This is a genomic window from Alteromonas naphthalenivorans, from assembly GCF_000213655.1.
Lineage (GTDB): Bacteria > Pseudomonadota > Gammaproteobacteria > Enterobacterales > Alteromonadaceae > Alteromonas > Alteromonas naphthalenivorans.
In genome coordinates, this window is record NC_015554.1 from 1247187 (window position 1) to 1264852 (window position 17666).

At 43.2% G+C, this 17666-nt stretch carries 16 protein-coding genes; 9 read left to right on the forward strand and 7 right to left on the reverse strand.

Features of this window, described 5'->3' with window-relative positions:
* Positions 1 to 105: 105 nt before the first annotated feature.
* From istA to AMBT_RS05370, 3 genes are all read left to right on the forward strand, one after another.
* Positions 106 to 1644, forward strand: a complete 1539-nt coding sequence (gene istA / locus AMBT_RS05360) for an IS21 family transposase (RefSeq protein ID WP_041452494.1) — start codon at positions 106 to 108, stop codon at positions 1642 to 1644.
* Positions 1645 to 1719: 75 nt separating this feature from the next.
* Positions 1720 to 2400, forward strand: a complete 681-nt coding sequence (gene istB / locus AMBT_RS05365) for an IS21-like element helper ATPase IstB (RefSeq protein ID WP_013783571.1) — start codon at positions 1720 to 1722, stop codon at positions 2398 to 2400.
* Positions 2401 to 2539: 139 nt separating this feature from the next.
* Positions 2540 to 3088, forward strand: coding sequence for a hypothetical protein (locus tag AMBT_RS05370; RefSeq protein WP_013783572.1), 549 nt, complete (start codon positions 2540 to 2542; stop codon positions 3086 to 3088).
* 267 nt (positions 3089 to 3355) lie between these two features.
* Here the strand turns inward: AMBT_RS05370 and AMBT_RS05375 are convergent, their stop codons facing one another.
* Entirely contained in the window at positions 3356 to 3841 is a 486-nt protein-coding gene (locus AMBT_RS05375; RefSeq protein WP_013783573.1) for a hypothetical protein, read from the reverse strand.
* Between the two features lie 3 nt (positions 3842 to 3844).
* On the reverse strand, positions 3845 to 4177 hold the full coding sequence (locus AMBT_RS05380; RefSeq protein WP_013783574.1) for a PadR family transcriptional regulator: 333 nt from the start codon (positions 4175 to 4177) through the stop codon (positions 3845 to 3847).
* Between the two features lie 280 nt (positions 4178 to 4457).
* Between AMBT_RS05380 and AMBT_RS05385 the strand changes: the two genes are divergently transcribed.
* Positions 4458 to 5402, forward strand: coding sequence for an SPFH domain-containing protein (locus tag AMBT_RS05385; RefSeq protein WP_013783575.1), 945 nt, complete (start codon positions 4458 to 4460; stop codon positions 5400 to 5402).
* Positions 5403 to 5404: 2 nt separating this feature from the next.
* Complete coding sequence (locus AMBT_RS05390; protein ID WP_013783576.1) at positions 5405 to 5854, forward strand: NfeD family protein; 450 nt, start codon at positions 5405 to 5407, stop codon at positions 5852 to 5854.
* A 51-nt stretch (positions 5855 to 5905) separates the two neighbouring features.
* Here AMBT_RS05390 and AMBT_RS05395 read toward each other — a convergent pair whose 3' ends face one another.
* Positions 5906 to 6901, reverse strand: a complete 996-nt coding sequence (locus AMBT_RS05395; RefSeq protein ID WP_013783577.1) for an alpha/beta hydrolase family protein — start codon at positions 6899 to 6901, stop codon at positions 5906 to 5908.
* A 512-nt stretch (positions 6902 to 7413) separates the two neighbouring features.
* On the opposite strand from AMBT_RS05395, the gene AMBT_RS22680 reads away from it, so the two are divergent.
* Positions 7414 to 7551 carry a hypothetical protein gene (locus tag AMBT_RS22680; protein ID WP_013783578.1) on the forward strand — a complete coding sequence of 46 codons (138 nt, stop codon included), beginning with the start codon at positions 7414 to 7416 and terminating at the stop codon, positions 7549 to 7551.
* 205 nt (positions 7552 to 7756) lie between these two features.
* Here AMBT_RS22680 and AMBT_RS05400 read toward each other — a convergent pair whose 3' ends face one another.
* The 4 genes from AMBT_RS05400 to AMBT_RS05415 all read right to left on the reverse strand — a co-directional run bounded on the left by AMBT_RS05400 (position 7757) and on the right by AMBT_RS05415 (position 13367).
* Positions 7757 to 9259, reverse strand: coding sequence for a catalase (locus AMBT_RS05400; RefSeq protein ID WP_013783579.1), 1503 nt, complete (start codon positions 9257 to 9259; stop codon positions 7757 to 7759).
* Positions 9260 to 9447: 188 nt separating this feature from the next.
* A complete protein-coding gene (locus AMBT_RS05405; RefSeq protein WP_013783580.1) occupies positions 9448 to 9744 on the reverse strand; it encodes a hypothetical protein in 297 nt (98 codons plus the stop codon).
* An 88-nt stretch (positions 9745 to 9832) separates the two neighbouring features.
* The gene (locus tag AMBT_RS05410; RefSeq protein ID WP_083820134.1) at positions 9833 to 11347 is read right to left on the reverse strand and encodes a metallophosphoesterase family protein; all 1515 of its coding nucleotides are present in this window, start codon (positions 11345 to 11347) and stop codon (positions 9833 to 9835) included.
* An 85-nt stretch (positions 11348 to 11432) separates the two neighbouring features.
* A complete protein-coding gene (locus AMBT_RS05415) occupies positions 11433 to 13367 on the reverse strand; it encodes a methyl-accepting chemotaxis protein (protein ID WP_013783582.1) in 1935 nt (644 codons plus the stop codon).
* A gap of 322 nt (positions 13368 to 13689) precedes the next feature.
* Here AMBT_RS05415 and AMBT_RS05420 point away from each other — a divergent pair, with 322 nt between their 5' ends.
* From AMBT_RS05420 to AMBT_RS05430, 3 genes are all read left to right on the forward strand, one after another.
* On the forward strand, positions 13690 to 14229 hold the full coding sequence (locus AMBT_RS05420; RefSeq protein WP_013783583.1) for a hypothetical protein: 540 nt from the start codon (positions 13690 to 13692) through the stop codon (positions 14227 to 14229).
* Positions 14230 to 14232: 3 nt separating this feature from the next.
* Positions 14233 to 16224 carry an alpha/beta hydrolase family protein gene (locus AMBT_RS05425; protein WP_013783584.1) on the forward strand — a complete coding sequence of 664 codons (1992 nt, stop codon included), beginning with the start codon at positions 14233 to 14235 and terminating at the stop codon, positions 16222 to 16224.
* Positions 16225 to 16459: 235 nt separating this feature from the next.
* Positions 16460 to 17599, forward strand: a complete 1140-nt coding sequence (locus AMBT_RS05430; protein ID WP_013783585.1) for an FAD-dependent oxidoreductase — start codon at positions 16460 to 16462, stop codon at positions 17597 to 17599.
* The last annotated feature ends 67 nt before the right edge of the window (positions 17600 to 17666 follow it).

Here is a 17666-nt window from a genome sequence, read left to right on the forward strand (position 1 = left end):
ACGTTTTTCCGAAATCACTGATCGGAATCCCGAAATCTTCTTCTTTTTCTCACTAAATCAATTGGTAAGCTCAACTTCATCACTTGATTGAAGGAACGAGCTGCCATGGCGAGAAAGAGAACCGATATGAGAAAAATTAAAGACGTCCTGCGTCTCAAATTCGAAGTAGGATTAAGTCATCGAGACATCGGCCAATGCTTAAGTCTCGGTCCTTCAACCGTGAGTGAAATACTCTCGCGCTTTAAATCCAGTGATTTATCGTGGCCGTTACCGGAAGCGATCAACGATAAAACGCTCGAGGCTCAGTTGTATAACACTGGTCCCGTTCAGCGCCAAAAACGGCTGCCTGACTTTATGCTTATGCAGCAAGAGTTGAAGCGTAAAGGCATGACTAAGCTGTTACTGTGGGAAGAATATTGCGCCGAGGATAGTGCGTCAGCTTATGGTTACACGCAGTTTTGCGAGCATTATCAGCGATGGCTTAAAAAGCAGAAGCGTAGTATGCGCCAGCACCATATTGCGGGCGACAAGTTGTTTATTGACTACTGCGGGCCGACAGTACCTATTGTTAATCCCGATACAGGCGAAGTGCGTTATCACGCACAAATCTTTGTAGCGACTTTAGGTGCGACCAACTACACGTATGTTGAAGCTGGCCGCTCACAACGTGAAGAAGACTGGATAATGGCGCACGTAAGAACGTTCCGCTACCTTGGCGGTGTACCCCGTTTACTTGTGCCGGATAACCTGAAATCAGCCGTTACCAAAGCCCACCGTTACGCACCCACGATGAATGAAAACTACGCCAAAATGGCGCGGCATTATGGCTGCGCCATCGTTCCGGCAAGACCTTACAAACCGAAGGATAAGGCCAAAGCAGAAAATGCGGTACTGATTGTTGAACGCTGGATATTAATGCGATTACGCCGGGAGTGCTTTTACACCTTAGCGAGCCTTAACGCACGTATCAAAGTGTTAATGGAAGAGTTAAATAATCGGCCGCAGCGCTTACATCCAGGCTCTCGCCGTGAGCAGTTTGAACTGCTCGATAAGCCCGCGTTAATGCCATTGCCTGGCACCACGTATGAGTACATAGACAGTAAACGGGCCAAAGTTGGGCCGGATTACCATGTGCTGTACCAAAAGCATGCTTACTCTGTACCGCACACCTTAGTGGGCAACACAGTGACCATCGAAGCTAGTGGCAGCGTGATTAGCATCTATCACCAAAATCAACTGGTGACACAGCACGCTAAATCAGCAAAAGACGGCGGCTTCTCAACGCAAAAAGAACACATGCCGGACAGCCATGTAAAACAGCGCTTCAGCGCTGAACGCTTATTGCACTGGGCTGAGAATATTGGTGTAGGTACGCGCGGTGTGGTGCAGTGGCACATCCATAGCCGTCAACATCCAGAGCAAGCGATTAAAAGCTGCCTAGCCATTCTAAATCTCACTAAACAGCATGGTGCTGCGCGACTTGAAGCCGCTTGCCAAAAGGCGTTACTGCTAGAACGCCCTCACAGAAGCGTTGTGATGAACTTACTCAAACATCACCAAGAAAGCGTACCGAGCACCGCTGTCGAGCAAGATGAACAACCTGTTACCCACCACAATATCCGCGGCCAATATTACTATCAATAGGACAACTCATGACACAATCTCCAACTACAAGAGCAACTGCGTAGCTTACGGCTTGGGCACTTCGCTCAAGCGTTATTGCAACAACAAGGCCAAGCGACAACCTACGACGAGATGAGCTTCGAAGAACGCTTGGGATTACTGGCGCAGCACGAAATTCACTGTCGTCAAGACAGCAAAGTGAAGCGTTTACTGCGGCAAGCAACCTTGCGCTTAGAAGCTCACGCCAGCCGATTGGAATACCGTGCAGAGCGCGGTCTACGCAAAGATAAAGTCGCCACACTGTTGAGCGGCCAATACTTACATCACGCCCATAACATTATCGTTACTGGTGCAACGGGGTGCGGTAAAACGTACTTCGCTTGCGCATTAGCCAGACAAGCCTGTGAACAGCATCATACAGTAAGATATTACCGGCTCGGCCAGCTTCTTGATGAGCTGAATATCGGTCACGCCGATGGCAGTTATCGACAACAGCTTGCACAACTCGCCAAGAAAAAGCTACTCATCCTAGATGACTGGGGAATGGAAAAACTGAGTGCAAGACAGGCCAATGACTTACTTGACGTGATGGAAGAACGATATCAAAACACCAGCACCATTATCGCTAGCCAGTTGCCCGTTACCGAATGGTACAAACTCATCAGTAACCCCACCGTGGCAGATGCATTACTCGACCGTTTACTGCACAACAGTCATCGAATTGAACTGGCTGGCGAATCGATGAGAAAACTAGACCAATCCGATCACTTAAGGTAAAACTGGCAAGGACGAAAAAGAAGAAGAAAAAGTGATCGGATAAAACCGAAACGACCGACCGGATTCACCGAAATACGCAAATGGACTGTTTGATGAACTAAGTTTTCACCAACAAAATGACTATTACAGCAGGCGCGAGATGCTGCCAGGGATCGAGAATACCTATCGAAATATAAGGTATTCACTTGAAGAGAATAAAGACTTTGGATTAGCAAATGATTTTTTCGTAGGGGAGATGGAAGCTAAGCGAAGGCAGCTAAAATGGTGGCGGCGTTGGTTACTGAGTGTACCTGCTGCATATAAAATTTTTAGCAACTATGGGACCAGCCCATTAAGAGTGTTTTTGTGGTTGTCACTTCTCACTTTTCTAAATGCTTATCACCTTTGGGATTATTCAATTTATGCTAATGAGTCACTAATTGAGATTAATATTTCAGAAGTGAATATAAGCTCATTTGACAGTTTTGAAACGCTAATGAATTCCATCAAGATCAACGTTGAAGGAATTAGAGGGGTACTAACATATTCGATACAGACTTTGACACTTCAAAAAGATAAGCTTGAAATTTTTGATAATTTACCGAAAAACTCCCCCGTTTATTTAATAAATACGCTATACGCAGTTATAGGCCCTATTATTATTGCCTTGTTTGCCGTATCAATCCGTACGCGGATAAAACGCAACTAATCGCAATATTTACAGCATTTAGAATGCGTGAAATATGAAAGTTTTTAACTTGGGGGACTGCACCCATTTGTGCACTAGCAGCATATTTTGGCACCCAAAACGTAGTACTATGTATCACTATATAGTGTCGCTCTGACGGGAGTACCACTATATATTGCTATGTAATGTGATCAGACTATTTTCAAATCCTCTCACACCGACCAATCTCTCCTATTTTTCAATGACTTACCCCACTCATTGATTGCTCATGAAATGAGCGCCCCATAATTAAGACATTTTTCGTTCAACGAAGCGCTTTAAACAAGCCCATTCTTTTTTTGCTGAAGCCTTAGTACCATCAAGAGTCAGGAAACTGGCAAACCAACCTAGTGTTAAAATCATCAGTACAGCTCCATTCGTGTCTTTATCATCAACAACTAAAGCCATAGCAAGCATTACGCTGGCCCATATTATCGCGTGACCGAGCACTAATGGTGAATCTGACGAGGAATTACCTTCAATTTTATTTAATACTCGACATATTCTATGGATAACTTTGGCTCGGTCAGAAGACGTCTTCATTTCTGCTTCGGGGTAGCCTAATTCACTGGTCGCTTTTTCGAAAGCGAGCTGTTCATTGGTACCTGAATTTACATCTTGTTCGATAATGCAATATAAGTGGTCTTTCAATTCATCAATTTTATCTGCATCCCAAATGTTGTGAGAGACAACCTTATTACACCAATTTTCAACAGCGTTATCGAGATCAAACATACGTTATTCTCCTTTGAAAGACATAAGTAAAGTGTATAGCTGATGCCACTGCTCTTGCATCTTGAGTAATTCTTTGCGGCCTTCATCCTGCAAGGTGTAATACTTTCGCTTTCTACCCGTGTCGGCCTTACCCCAATAGGATTCAATGAAGTCGTTTTTCTCCATGCGATGTAAAATGGGGTATAGCATTCCATCAGCCCATTCAAGCAAACCGTTTGAATGCTCTTTTACCTGCTGAATAATTTCGTAACCATAACTGTCACCATTCTTCAAAATAGAGAGTATTAACGGCGTTGCCGAAGCCGCGACTAAGTCTTTTGCAATTATTGAAGCCATAGCGTCTCTTTGCATAGAAGTGTTATGTATAACTTACATAATACTTCTATGCATGGCAATGGTTATTTTTTGAGCGGGAGCTAAGCTGTTAAAACGCAGGAGAAAATAGTGGTGTTCAGTAAGTTTATATTTGATTACCCGCTATCGGTGGGTGTCCAATAATTACCGCGTTCACTAGTCAGTTGAAACGTTCCCTCAAAATTTAACTGCTTTTAGTGTTTACTTATTGTGATATAAACACTTATTGAAGCCATTGTATTAATCGTTCAGGAGTACGTAAATGGAATTAGACACCTTACTAGGATACGTTTTTTCGTATCAAATTATCTTACTTGTGCTAATTGTTATTACCCTTAAATCGTCAATAAAATTTGTACCTCAAAACCGTGCGTACATCATTGAGCGCTTTGGTAAATACAACACCACCTTGGAAGCCGGTCTTAACTTTATTGTTCCGTTTATTGATAAGGTTGCTGCAAATCGCTCTTTAAAAGAGCAGGCGGGCGACGTTCCAGAGCAATCTGCCATTACTAAAGACAACATCACGTTAAGCGTTGATGGTGTGTTGTATTTCAAAGTGGTAGACCCTTACAAAGCCACCTACGGTGTAGAAGATTATACGTTTGCGGTAACGCAGTTGGCGCAAACCACCATGCGCTCTGAACTTGGAAAAATGGAATTGGACAAAACCTTCGAAGAGCGAGACTTATTGAATACCAATATTGTGTCTGCGCTTAACGAAGCCGCTGCGCCATGGGGCGTTCAGGTATTGCGTTACGAGCTAAAAGATATTAACCCGCCGAATTCAGTGCTAGATGCGATGGAACAGCAAATGAAGGCGGAACGATTAAAACGCGCCCAGATTTTAGAATCTGAAGGTGATCGTCAAGCAGCCATTAACCGCGCCGAAGGTGATAAACAAGCCATCGTTCTTGCTGCTGAAGCCGATAGGGAAGAGCAAATACTAAAAGCCGACGGTGAAGCGCAAGCGATTATTCGTGTTGCTCAAGCAGATGCAGAAGCCATTGAAACGGTGGGTAAAGCGGCCGCAACCCAAGAAGGGCAAAAAGCGGTGCAGCTTGAGCTAGCGAAAGGCGCTATTCAAGCGAAAGAGAAAATTGCAAAAGAGTCTTCCATTGTATTGCTGCCTGATAGTGGAACAGAAATAGGTAATGTTGTGGCACAAGCAATGACGATTGCGAACACAATAGGTAAGAAGGCGTAGCCATGGACAGTATGTTTACCAACTTACCGCACTTTTTAATTGGCATAGGCTTATTATTGCTAATTATCGAAGTATTAATGGGTTTCACCACAATACTCCTGTTGACGTTGGGCATTGCAATGATGCTGGTGTCAGGTCTTATGTATATTGGAATACTCAATGAGGAATTGTTAGATGCGTTTATTGCCATCGCGATTATTGATGCAATCCTTACATTAGTGCTTTGGCGTCCATTGAAGCTACTTCAAAAAGATCGTGCTCCTAAAGAGGTAAAGTCAGACTGGATAGGAACACAGTTCGATTTAGAAAGTGACGTGGCTCCTGGGGCGCCCGGTACCGCGCGATTTTCTGGCGTGGTATGGACAGTTAAATCTTCATCGGCCATAAAAAAGGGCGCAACGGCAGAAGTGGTGAAAGTGGACGTAGGCGTTCTACACGTTAAACCTATATGACAAATAGGCCAGAGTACACTAACGATGTTAACGTACTCTGGCCTTTCTAAATTAAGTACCTGAGTAAATAAATTGGAACAGCCTTGGGTAAAGCTGTTGGTGAATTTTTTCGCGGTCTACTCCTTCCTTGTCTTTGCATAGAGAAATACCCATGGCTTTGTGTTCGTGCTGGCAACTATCGATAAAGACGAAATGACCAGCTTTATTGTCTAACCGATAGAGTGATGCATTAGGTATTGTAGATGCATAGTAGCCCGCGTGATTGGCAAAAGGTAAAAAGTCGTTTTGTTTCGCCCCAATAATCAGAACAGGGATGTTCATATTCGATAAACTCTCTGTTGTGGTCATGGGTCCTGCTGCAGGGTCAAGTGCGACTACTTTTACAATTCGCTCGTCGCGATAGTCGCGGCTTGCTTCTTCAATTGATATGGCATGCTCCGGTAAGTTTTTAGCATAGCGGCAGCCCAAATCACCTTTCGATCGCTCAGAAGCACAGTAAGTTACTGCTTGTTCTGGGTTGTACTTACCACCACCCAACGTTATAACGGTTGAACCACCTGATGAGAAGCCAATAGCGGTAAGTTGTTGCCAATTCACTTGATGACTAAATAGATGAGCGGGCTCTTGGGAGCTGGCTTGGTTACGCTGCAGTAGGTCTATTGCCGCCGATATTTCGCTTGCACGACGCCATATCTTTGTCGCAGCGTGTGGCTGAATACTGTCTTTTCCATAAGCCCAAGATTCGCCAAAATGGTTAATTCCTACGGTAATAAAACCTTGTGAAGCCGTGGCATAACCAACCCAAATAAGCTCTCTAGCCGAACCCATGGCACCGTGTGATAAAAGCACCGCCTGATCTAGGCGCGCGGATTCAGATAGACACAGTTTGGCATTGTCACAAGGTTTACCCTCTGGATACCAGATAGACAATTTAATCGGCTGTTGTGTATTGGGGTTAATAAAGTCGACTTCCTGATAAGCAACCTTACTATTAGCCAAAGCAGCCGTTGCTAAACACATACTGAGAAGGATTATTAGTTTTTTCATCGTGGGTGTCACTTAGTCCGTTGATAGTAAGTTCGATGATAATGAGTCCGCCTAGTTTGCACATGTGCCAAAAGTCACGACACAGTAAAACTGCCGATTATCAAGGGGAAGAGTGTAACGTTGATGAATAAACTAATATGCATTGAAAGATGCCCTTATCTCGTTGTTGCGAACGACGGTTTTTGAACCTATCGCAGTGGGTGTCCACAAAATCTCATAAAGTTAGATACCCTTAAAATTACTGTGGGTGTCCACAAAGCCCCCCTCAAATTTCAACTCGATTTCCACATCTTTATTTTCGAGTTTGGTGTAAAATACGGTTATCACGCATGAGCTGTTGTTCTAGTTTATTTGTGCGAAGGCATCTGAGTATATCTAAGTATAAAGGGTGCGCTTATTTCTAATCTTGCCATCTTTTTTGAACGGTGCAGGAAGTTGAACCGCTACACATCTATTCACGTTGAAAGCTAGAACCGCTGTAATATTGAACATACAAAACATGAGATTTATAAATGACAAAATTTGATGACAGAGTTAAAGAGATAATCACTAAACACCCTAACTTAACGCAAGAAGAAGCGATTAAGATTGTAACCGACAAGAACGAGCGCAAGAAAAAGAAAAGAGCGGAACGTTCCGACAAGAAATAGCCCGTTTAAAGCCTCGCTATAAAAGTGGGTGTCATAGCCATAAAATATAAAGCAATGTGTAGTTCAATTCCCACGCATCTTTAAGATTTGTACTAGTCTACTTCGACTATCAATAAAAAGCCCCAAACACATCGTGTTTGGGGCTTTTGTGTAGCTATGTAAAGTAACGCTAATTCACAACGTTACCAGCTAGACACAATTAGATTTAGTTATCTTCAATCGGCGTGTTTTCAGTAATAGGTACTGTGTTAACGTCGGTATCCAAGGTTTCTACCGCGTGTTTCACACCTGCTGCATAATCTGGATGTACTTTTTCTAACACGGCATACCAGCGCTCTTTCACGCTATCTGAGCATGGGCCCATGGCCGCCGCGTAGTTCTTATACATACGCTCTTTTTGTGCGTCATCAAACATCTCATAAAGTTTACGAGGTTGAACGTAATCAACATCCGCATCTTCTTGATAATATCTGTCTGCATCGCCGTCAATGCGAAGTGGCGGCTCTTTTACCGAGAAATCTGCCACAGGACCTTCGTGTTGGTTTGGCTCGTAGTACGCATCAGGATTGCCAAAATCGTTGGTAAAGAAGCGCATTGCACCGTCTTTATGATAGTGGTTTACCTTACTGTTTTTAGGCGCATTAGCGGGTAGCGCTTCATAATGCGTGCCTAAACGGTATCTGTGTGCATCAGCATACGAAAAGATTCGTGCCTGCAACATTTTGTCAGGGCTGAAACCAATGCCAGGTACAACGTTGGATGGGCTGAATGCCGCATTTTCAATCATTTGGAAATAGTTTTCAGGGTTTTGATTCATTTCCAGCTCGCCTACTTGAATAAGCGGGTAATCATCATGCGGCCATACTTTTGTTAAGTCGAAAGGGTTAAAAGCTTGCTTACCAGCATCTTCTTCCGGCATAGCCTGAATGTACATAGTCCATTTCGGGAAGTTCCCTTCATCTATGGCGTTATACAGTTCTTCTTGATACTTTTCTCGCGTACTACCAATAATCTTCTCAGACGTTTCATTGGTGTAGTTCTTAATGCCTTGCTGGGTCTTGAAGTGAAACTTCACCCAATGACGTTTGCCATCTTTGTTCCACATGCTGAAAGTATGGCTTCCATAACCATTCATATGCATAGGCGATACGGGTATACCTCTATCAGACATCAGAATAGTCACCTGGTGTACACTTTCTGGCTGGCCTGCCCAGAAGTCGAACATGGCTTCTGGTGAACGAAGGTTGGTTTTCGGGTGGCGTTTTTGGGTGCGAATAAAATCAGGGAATTTGTAGCCATCACGAACAAAGAACACCGGGGTATTGTTACCTACCATATCCCAGTTGCCTTGTTCGGTATAAAACTTCAGACTAAAACCACGTACATCGCGCTCGGTGTCAGCCGCGCCAGATTCGCCTGCTACAGTTGACCACCTGCTTAGCACTTCAGTTTGCTTGCCTACCTGTGAAAAAATATCGGCGCAAGAATAGTCGGTAATATCATGAGTAACCGTGAAAGTCCCTTGCGCTCCCCAGCCTTTAGCGTGAACAACGCGCTCTGGAATACGCTCTCGGTTTTGGTGGGCTAGTTTTTCTAGCAATTGATAATCTTGAAGAAGAGCGGGGCCACGTGGTCCTGCCGTTTTAGTTGTTTCGTTACTCGCAACTGGGGCGCCAGCTGATGTTGTTAATTGGGGTTTTTTAGCCATTGTAAATATCCTTTTGGGCTTTGCATAAAGCCAGTTTGCGTTGCAACCATAGTCGCTCGACTATGGGCTTTATATTTTTACGGTACAATGCATGAAAGAGTTTAGAAATGATTACGCAGGTGAAAGAATAAAATCAGAAGCGGGTGGGGAAGTTTACTTACTCTTTGTTCTTTGACGGCTCTATAAGGTTAACAATCTGCTGCTATGATAGATTCAAGTATGGTGATAATAACATCCGGAAGGGGTTCACCGATAATTTGTTCGGCAGCTAACGACACTTTGTAATTGGCATTTTGCCCCTGCATAACCAGGGCTGCATTTATATCGTCAGATAAATAGGGTTGTACAAGAGTTTGAATGTCTGACCAAGCGATATCTTTGCATTTCACTACAATCTTGTGTGATTGTCGCGCTTGCTTGGGGTCAAAAGCGTAGCTGTTTACTGAAAGTGCCGTCAGTATTAATGCAAATGCAACGTACTTCATTGCTGGTGCCTTACAAAGATAATTAGGGGCGTAATGAAAAGTTACACTATTGAAGCAAACAATAGCCAGTAATAATAACGTTTTTTGTTCAGTTTAAGGCAATCGTAAAAGGCGCTTTAAATTGGGGTTTTGGTTTTCCATCTGCATCCGTTTTCCTAATTAACCACGCTTGAACAGTCATGTTCACTTTGCCGTCTATTTTGTTAAAACCAATTGTCATCATGTGTTCATTCGTTCTGTCTCGCCAGTATGAAGAAAACCATCTGCCTTTCGTTGTGGTGAGCTGGTATGGCTCATCATAATAGTTAACGTTACTTTCTGGCCAATTCACATCCAGCTTGGCTTTCGGGTCGGGAAATTTCTCGGGGAAATAGCTTGGCTTAGATGAGGCAACAGAGTTCACGCCAGTAAGGTTCGATGTTGGTGATGCCACGACTTCAATGAGTTTAACTCCCTTTGTACCAATATCTACTGAGCATATACGGCCAAAGTGCACGTCGCCCGACAGTACAACAATGTCATGGCTGGCAGTAGCAAGGGCATTTAAAAGCGCGGTGTATTGTTTTTTAAAGCTTAGTAAGTTGCGTTCTAGCTTATTTTCTTGGGTGACTAAAACCTGCGGAATGACCAATACCCCAGGTGTGGTAAGTGTGGTTATCCATTCAATGAGCTCAGCAAATCCCGCTTTGTTGATAAACTGGGTTTTTGACCGTGAAGAGCGTAAATCGGCGATGCAAAAAGATAAATCGTTACCAATGGTGAAGGTTTCAATCAGCGCTTTCGTTTGCTGAATGCGCTTAACACCATCTTCAGATGCGCCTTTCCACGCGGCGCGAATTTTAGGAATTCTCAACATGTATAGGGTAGGTACTATGCCATCATAAAACGGGTAATCATTCCAATATTCGTGGTCGTCCGGTAGCATCCAGGTGCCGCCACGAGAAAGCATGCTTCCTAGTGCTTGCCAGTGTTTTGCGTAGTCATCGGCAATTCTAAGTCTTACTTCGTTGGTTAGCGGGGAAAGAGAGTCAGCGCCAATATCTAAGTAAACTTGGTCGCCTACCATGAACTTTATGTCGGGTTTAAACACCTTATTATTGTTTGCGTACAGCGTTTTGAAGGCTTGGGCAGTTTGGCCATAGTCTTTGTGCTCATAGAAACAGCTGCTTAAAGAAACCGTAAAAGCGTTTGTCTCGCTGGTGGGAAGTGCTAAAGGCAAGGTACTGAAATAAGCCGTTTTTAACAGAAGCCAATCGCCTGCGTAATCCAGAGCATCGTCCTCTAATTGTTGAAAAAAAACCACTCTGTATTCTTGATTTGGCAGCAAGTTATCCAGCGTTAAAAGCACATAAAATCGCTTGCTGACGCGGCGAAAAGGGCGTTGCCATTGAGCTAGCGTAATATCTACTCGGCTTATCTCGGTATTATTTATATATACAATTATACGGCTAAGCGCCGGTTTTCTTAAATAAGGGAATAAAGTGCCCGTCCAAATTTCAGCACTGTGTTCTGAAACCTTATGAGGCACTAAGCTCCAAACCGATGTGTCTGAAAGAAGATCGGGTATCTCGTTCTCAATACTGCTCCGATTGACTATTTCCATATAGCAGCCCGCGTGAGTTAGGGGTGAATTGACAGTAATGGGTTAGTGCAATCTAGTATTAATTCACCAGTTGCGTGTTTACTTTTTATACTTTGTAGTGACTAAGCGCTTTGTCTATTGATACTGCGGTGTCAGACGTAGTTTGTGCCGATTTCGATGTTTCTTCTACATAGCGTGCACTGTCTTGTGCAGACTCGCGTATGGTCTCAATATTTACACTCAGCTGTTCGGTTACCTGGCTTTGCTCTTCTGCCACACTTGCCATTTCAATATTCGTGTTGCGAATGCTATCAATTCTGTCGTTTAGATTCGTGATTTCGTTCGCGATACGTTCACACTGTGCTTCTACATCTTCTGATAATGTGGAGCATTCAGTAATTGAGGTATTAACTGAAACCACCGCATTTTGCACTTTAGAAATATTGCTCTGGATTTCTTTTATCGATTCTTGAGTTCTCACGGCCAGTTGTCTAACTTCGTCAGAGACCACCGCAAACCCCCGTCCATGTTCACCAGCCCTTGCCGACTCAATGGCCGCGTTTAGAGCCAGTAAGTTGGTTTGATCTGCAATGGCTTCAATAACAGAAAGTACACTGCCAATATTGCTAGAAAGTTGGGTAAGGTTGTCAGAATATTGAGCCGTTTCAACTAATGCAGCACGTTGTTCTTTCGCTAAATTTGATGTATTTACCACTAAGTCTCGGGTAGAGCCAGCAACCCCCGTTATTTCTACCGAAAGGGTCTCAGCGGTAGCAGCGCTTTGCGCAACAGACTGTGCAGTGGCGTTTAGCTCTGCAATAGCCGTAGCCACTTGTTCAGTTTCCATTACTTGTTTAGATACTGCTTGATTAGAGCGCCGGGAAATATCAGAAAGTTGTAAGCAACTCGACGAAATTTGCTGAGTGGATTTTCTCGTTTCACAGATGGTGGCCTGCAGTTTGTCTAACAGTTGGTTAAAGCTGTTACTGATATCATTAATTTCCTCTGTGTGGCCCGTTTCAAAACGTTGCGTTAAGTCGCCATCATCGCCAGTTAAATCGCTTATACGTCTGGTTAGTGTATTAAGTGGAGTTGAAACAGTACGGTTAATCAGCCACACCAAAATAGCAATCAGTAGGGCAGAGGCTACAAAAAGTGAAACCAATAAAATACCTAATCTAGACATAACGCGAGTGGCTACTTCATCTTTAGAGTAGCCAATTGATAGGCTATAGCGCCACGCTTCGAACGGATAAGACTGAATGTCCCAGCGTGCACTTTCATTAGCATTGGCGCTAATTTCATGTTCGCTAATATTGTCGCTGTGAGCGCGGACTCTGCCTTTATCATCTTTAAGTACCACATAACCTTTAGATAACACACTGGCATTATTAATGGCTTTAGTCAGGGTACTGATATCTGCGCTATAGCCTACATAGAGAATGCCAATCACCTCGTTAGCGTTAGTTATGATAGGGCGATATGCAGTAATGTATGGCTTACCTAATATATCAACCTGGCCAACAAAGGTTTGCTTATTGTTGATGGCTTTCATTGCCAAACCGCCTTTAGACAACAGCGTACCTGTTGCCCGCTGGCCATTAGGCTTTGTCACGTTGGTGGCTATTCTCTTATAGTCATCGCCTTCACGAACGAAAACGGTAGCAGTACCATTAACTTGCCTAGTGACTTCATCTACCAGCGCATTTGAATCATTGATCAGAGTGTCACCAAAATACAACGAGGGAGTGGAAGCTGAGTTTGTGACAATTCTTGGTTCTCCTAGGCGCTGTGTATTAGCGACCAAGACATTTAGTGCAGCATCCACTTGCTGCTTCATTAAACTGTCGGTGATATCTAGCAAGCCTAACAATTCGTGTTTTAACTCTTGCCGTTCTTCTATGGCTTGTTGCTCAATATCTGTATTGATTGAAAACCACAAATAGCTAGAGATAGCTAGCCCAGTTATAGCCACCATTAAACTGATCGATTGAATTAGAATTTTGCTAATAGTTTTTGGCTTTGTTGCAGGGGGTGTCATAACTGCCTCTTACATCTGAAATAACAATTTTAAAGCTGTGTTGTTCAACCTTGTTTTCTGAATACCTCATGGAGAGTTAGTAAGCTTGCAAGTGCGATTAAACTAACTCGTTAAGGTAATAATGTTGAACTTCTTTTAGCCCATACAGAAAATAGTGAATCAACCTTAAACGTCGTGCTTGATAGAGTATAGATGAAAGTATAGTGCCCACCCATGTTAGGAGCTAAAATTTAATATTGTTTAAAACGCCGTTGATAACCCTCCTTTGGTTGAGTAAAGTGTTTGGCAAAAATAACTAGAAAAAATCAAAGGAATGAACTGCATGAAAGCTGTTGTACTAGCAATATTTGCCTTATTTTCTGCTGAGGCATTTTCAGAAATAGAACCCCTTGGACCTGATGAAGGATACGTTGCCATAGCGCTGTATTCTAAAGGCTATTCGGAAAGCATTGTTTTAAAAGGCAATGGCTTTGGAAACAAGTTTACTTTCGGCCCGTTAAACTACTCCCAGCATATCGAAGTCATTAAAATGCCAGCAGGTACTTACTCATGGACAGAGGTATTTGAACGTACTGGTTCCTTAGAAAAAGATAATTTATTAAAAATCTATTACGATTTATCTGACGATAATTTAACCTTTTCCGTAAAACCCGGCGTGTTGAACTACACTGGCTTACTGATGATTGAAAAGCTGGGCCGTCAGCTTCAAGTAAGACAGCTAAACAGAGCATCAATTATCCTCAAAATTCTAGAGCAAGATCACCCAGGTTACATTGGCAAATTCGATGTAGTAAACGGTATTTATCCGAACGATCACTATATTGATTTTTACCTCACTCATGCATTAAAAGAGGGAGAGTAAAATATGTCACGTTTTAAAATTATACTTTTAGTCATACTTTCAAGCTTAGTGTTCATTAGCTCATCTGTTCAAGGCGAAGAAAAAGAGGCTAAGAATGAAAATATAAGCGACTTTTTCAAAGCATCTAAGTACAAGTTATTTTCAATAAACCCTTCAGGCACAGCGGTCGCATTTATAGAGCCCAAAGCAGCCACGTACGATCTTGTTGTTTATGATCTGAAACGGGGCACTATGGACGACCCGATAACGTTCGAGCGTCAGCAGCTTCAAGTTCAACATAAAAACAAGATAATGAGTTGGGAAACTCACTATAATAAAATTTATGAGCTTAAGTGGCTCTCAGATAGCTTTCTTTCGCTTAAGCAACATTCTAATGGCCGTTTTCACCGCTATGTTCTTGTTGAGTTCGCAGACAGAAGCCAGCAACCGAATCCAGCTTTTAGGCTTTCATATCTTTCCCAGAATGGTTATTGGGTTGATACACTGCCTAATCAAGAACATAAGGCTATTTTTGCCCGTTACGAACATTCTGATGATTACGATTATTACATCGACTTATTTAAGCTCGATCTTACTGAAAAGATTTCTGAGTCAAATTTTCGTAGAAAACTACGACTTAATAAAACGGGGCCGAAACTCCATAATTGGGTATTTGACAGTAAAGGTTGGCGATTGGCTGGAACACGAACTGTTGATGAAGTCACTGAGCTGTTTGCAAGAACAGGAAGCAAGCCTAGGAAATACCGTTACAAGTCTGTGTGGGAAAGTAAAAAAGGTGATGTTTTAAAAGTCGTTGGCGGTGATGCGGAAAAGCTGCTTTTGCTCACCAACCACAATAGCGACAAAATCAATTTACGTACCTTTGATATTGAAACTCAACAATTTGCTGAGGTTGTTTTTGAGCACCCATTTTACGATTTAACTGCTGCCATTAGGCATCCTGAAACGAAAGATATCATCGGTGTGGCTTTTATTGAAAAAGGCATGGCGAAGCAGGTCTATTTCTCTGACGACTACAACGCGCTAACCACTAGGCTCAGTAAATCAACGGAAATCGAAGGGGTTTATGCAGTAGATATGGATAAGTCGGGGAACAATATTATTTTCGTGGCTGATGACAGCGCGAACCCAGGCCAAACTTACTATTACAATCGAGCTACTGACAGTTTCAGTCACCTTATTGATTTGTATCCTTGGCTTTCCAATAAGTCGCTTAGTAAAACAAAGCTACTGCGCTTAGAAGCGGAAGATGGGGTAACGCTAGAAGCGTTCCTAACCCTGCCAAGTACCAAAAATCCTCCCTTGGTGGTTATTCCTCATGGCGGCCCTATCGGCGTAAGTGACTCCCGTCATTATTCGGGCAATATACAAGTATTAGTTGATGCAGGCTTTGCCACACTGCAAGTTAACTACAGAGGCTCTGCTGGTTATGGGAAGGCATTTAAACAACAGGGGCTTCAGCAATGGGGGCGCCTTATTGAAGATGATATTGAGCAAGCTCTCGCTTACACCAAAGAAAATTACGATGTAAACCCAAACCAGGTCTGTATTGTAGGGGGCAGCTATGGCGGCTACTCAGCCTTGTACAGTGTTATTCGTTCCCCGCAGCTTTATAAGTGTGCAGCGTCTTTTGCTGGGGTTACCGATCTTGCTTTACGGTTCCAACGAAGCGATGCCCAACGGGATGACATGATGCGAGCACTGACAGAGATAATGGGCGACCCTAAAACTCAGCAAGATGAGTTATTTAAATACTCACCTTTATATCAATTTAAAGGTATTACAAAGCCTGTTTTTATTGCCCATGGAACTGATGACAATATTGTCGATATTGAGCATTCTTATCGTCTGCATTTTGCATTAAAAGACCACGGTATAAAACACAAGTGGATGGTAATGGACGACGTGGGCCACGGCTTTTCAGATCCTGATGATGCAGCGGTGTATTACAATGCACTCATTGAGTTTCTAAATTCGCAACTTAACGAAGAATAAACTTTACTTAACCATCAATTTTTACTCCAGTTTTAGCACGGGTTATCGTTATCAAGATAACCCGTGTTCTCCAGCGATTTCACTTTATCCTTTTCGATTTCATCTTTTCCCATTTTAAATCAATGCCCTTGGCAAGTGTTTTGCTTTCTTTCATTTTGCTTAACAAAATAAACCCAGTGTCTTGCAGTGAAGCCTGAAAAAATCAAAATAGAACAAAACAAATCGAGGAATGGGCATGGTGAACAATAAACTAAAACGCCGAGCGTTTATGCAAGGTATTGGCGCAGGTACGATAGCTGCATCACTTGCCGGGTGTGCTACATCATCAAATAAAACCCCAACAAACCGCGTGTTTCAGCGCCCGTTTTCCCGAAAGCCTATGGTAGCCCCGAAAATCTCCGCCAATAACATTGTGACTGAAATTGTGGGGCATCGCCCTTACAGGCCCGAAGGTTTTGTAGTGAAAAGCGAAGCATTTGGGAATAAAACATTAGTGCACAATTACGGGCATGGGGGCGGTGGTATTTCCCTATCTTGGGGCTCTTCGGCACTGGCAGTGAATGAAGTTGCTAATGTTGAAACCAAAGAAGCGGCTATTATCGGTAGCGGGGTCATGGGGTTAACCACCGCGCGCTTACTACAAGAAGCGGGTTGGAAGGTGACTTTGTACACCAAAGCGATGCCTCGCTTTACCACCTCGCAAGTGGCAGGTGGAGAATGGGGCCCATACAGTGTGCACGACCCATTAATATCTAGCAGCGTGTTTAAAACCCAATTGCAGCAAGCAGCAAAAATAGCACACAGCACCTTTGCGAAGATGGTGGGGAAGGATTACGGCATTCAATGGAAAGAGCTATATACCGCCGGAAATAAAAAGCCAGAGAGTGAAGGGGGTTTTAGACAATATTACCCTTACACAAAGGTGTATGGCCCAGAGCAGCACCCATTTCCAACCGATTACTGCACATCATCAGCCACCATGTTGGTGGAAACCACCACATTTTTAAGGCGCTTAGTGACTGATATTCGATTATCGGGCGGTGAATTTGTGATACACGAATTTACCAGCCAAAACGATATTCACTCATTAGCTGAGCCCATTGTTTTCAACTGCACTGGTTTAGGCTCAAGAGCATTGTTTAACGATGAAGGTATTATGCCAGCCAAAGGCCAGTTGGTATTGTTACCACCAGACCCCGCGGTTGATTACCTCACGGTAGGTGGCGGTTCAGACGTTTTATACATGTTCTCTAGAAACGACTATATGATATTAGGTGGAACCTTTAAGCTAAACGATTGGACTACCGAGCCCGATCCTATCGAGACGGCAAGGATCATCAGCGAAAGCCAAGCTTTCTTCTCTTCTATCACTTAACAAGAACCGCTAGCAAGCACGCGAGACTTGATTTCGTGAGTCGATATCGAGAACATAAACAGAAATA

Coding starts and splice junctions, on each gene's coding strand:
- AMBT_RS05380 (WP_013783574.1), bottom strand. CDS start 4,177: ATGGCTTCAATAATTGCAAAAGACTTAGTCGCGGCTTCGGCAACGCCG.
- AMBT_RS05400 (WP_013783579.1), bottom strand. CDS start 9,259: ATGGCTAAAAAACCCCAATTAACAACATCAGCTGGCGCCCCAGTTGCG.
- AMBT_RS05375 (WP_013783573.1), bottom strand. CDS start 3,841: ATGTTTGATCTCGATAACGCTGTTGAAAATTGGTGTAATAAGGTTGTC.
- AMBT_RS05420 (WP_013783583.1), top strand. CDS start 13,690: ATGAAAGCTGTTGTACTAGCAATATTTGCCTTATTTTCTGCTGAGGCA.
- AMBT_RS05430 (WP_013783585.1), top strand. CDS start 16,460: ATGGTGAACAATAAACTAAAACGCCGAGCGTTTATGCAAGGTATTGGC.
- AMBT_RS05425 (WP_013783584.1), top strand. CDS start 14,233: ATGTCACGTTTTAAAATTATACTTTTAGTCATACTTTCAAGCTTAGTG.
- AMBT_RS05370 (WP_013783572.1), top strand. CDS start 2,540: ATGCTGCCAGGGATCGAGAATACCTATCGAAATATAAGGTATTCACTT.
- istA (WP_041452494.1), top strand. CDS start 106: ATGGCGAGAAAGAGAACCGATATGAGAAAAATTAAAGACGTCCTGCGT.
- AMBT_RS05395 (WP_013783577.1), bottom strand. CDS start 6,901: ATGAAAAAACTAATAATCCTTCTCAGTATGTGTTTAGCAACGGCTGCT.
- AMBT_RS05405 (WP_013783580.1), bottom strand. CDS start 9,744: ATGAAGTACGTTGCATTTGCATTAATACTGACGGCACTTTCAGTAAAC.
- AMBT_RS05410 (WP_083820134.1), bottom strand. CDS start 11,347: ATGGAAATAGTCAATCGGAGCAGTATTGAGAACGAGATACCCGATCTT.
- AMBT_RS05385 (WP_013783575.1), top strand. CDS start 4,458: ATGGAATTAGACACCTTACTAGGATACGTTTTTTCGTATCAAATTATC.
- AMBT_RS05390 (WP_013783576.1), top strand. CDS start 5,405: ATGGACAGTATGTTTACCAACTTACCGCACTTTTTAATTGGCATAGGC.
- AMBT_RS22680 (WP_013783578.1), top strand. CDS start 7,414: ATGACAAAATTTGATGACAGAGTTAAAGAGATAATCACTAAACACCCT.
- AMBT_RS05415 (WP_013783582.1), bottom strand. CDS start 13,367: ATGACACCCCCTGCAACAAAGCCAAAAACTATTAGCAAAATTCTAATT.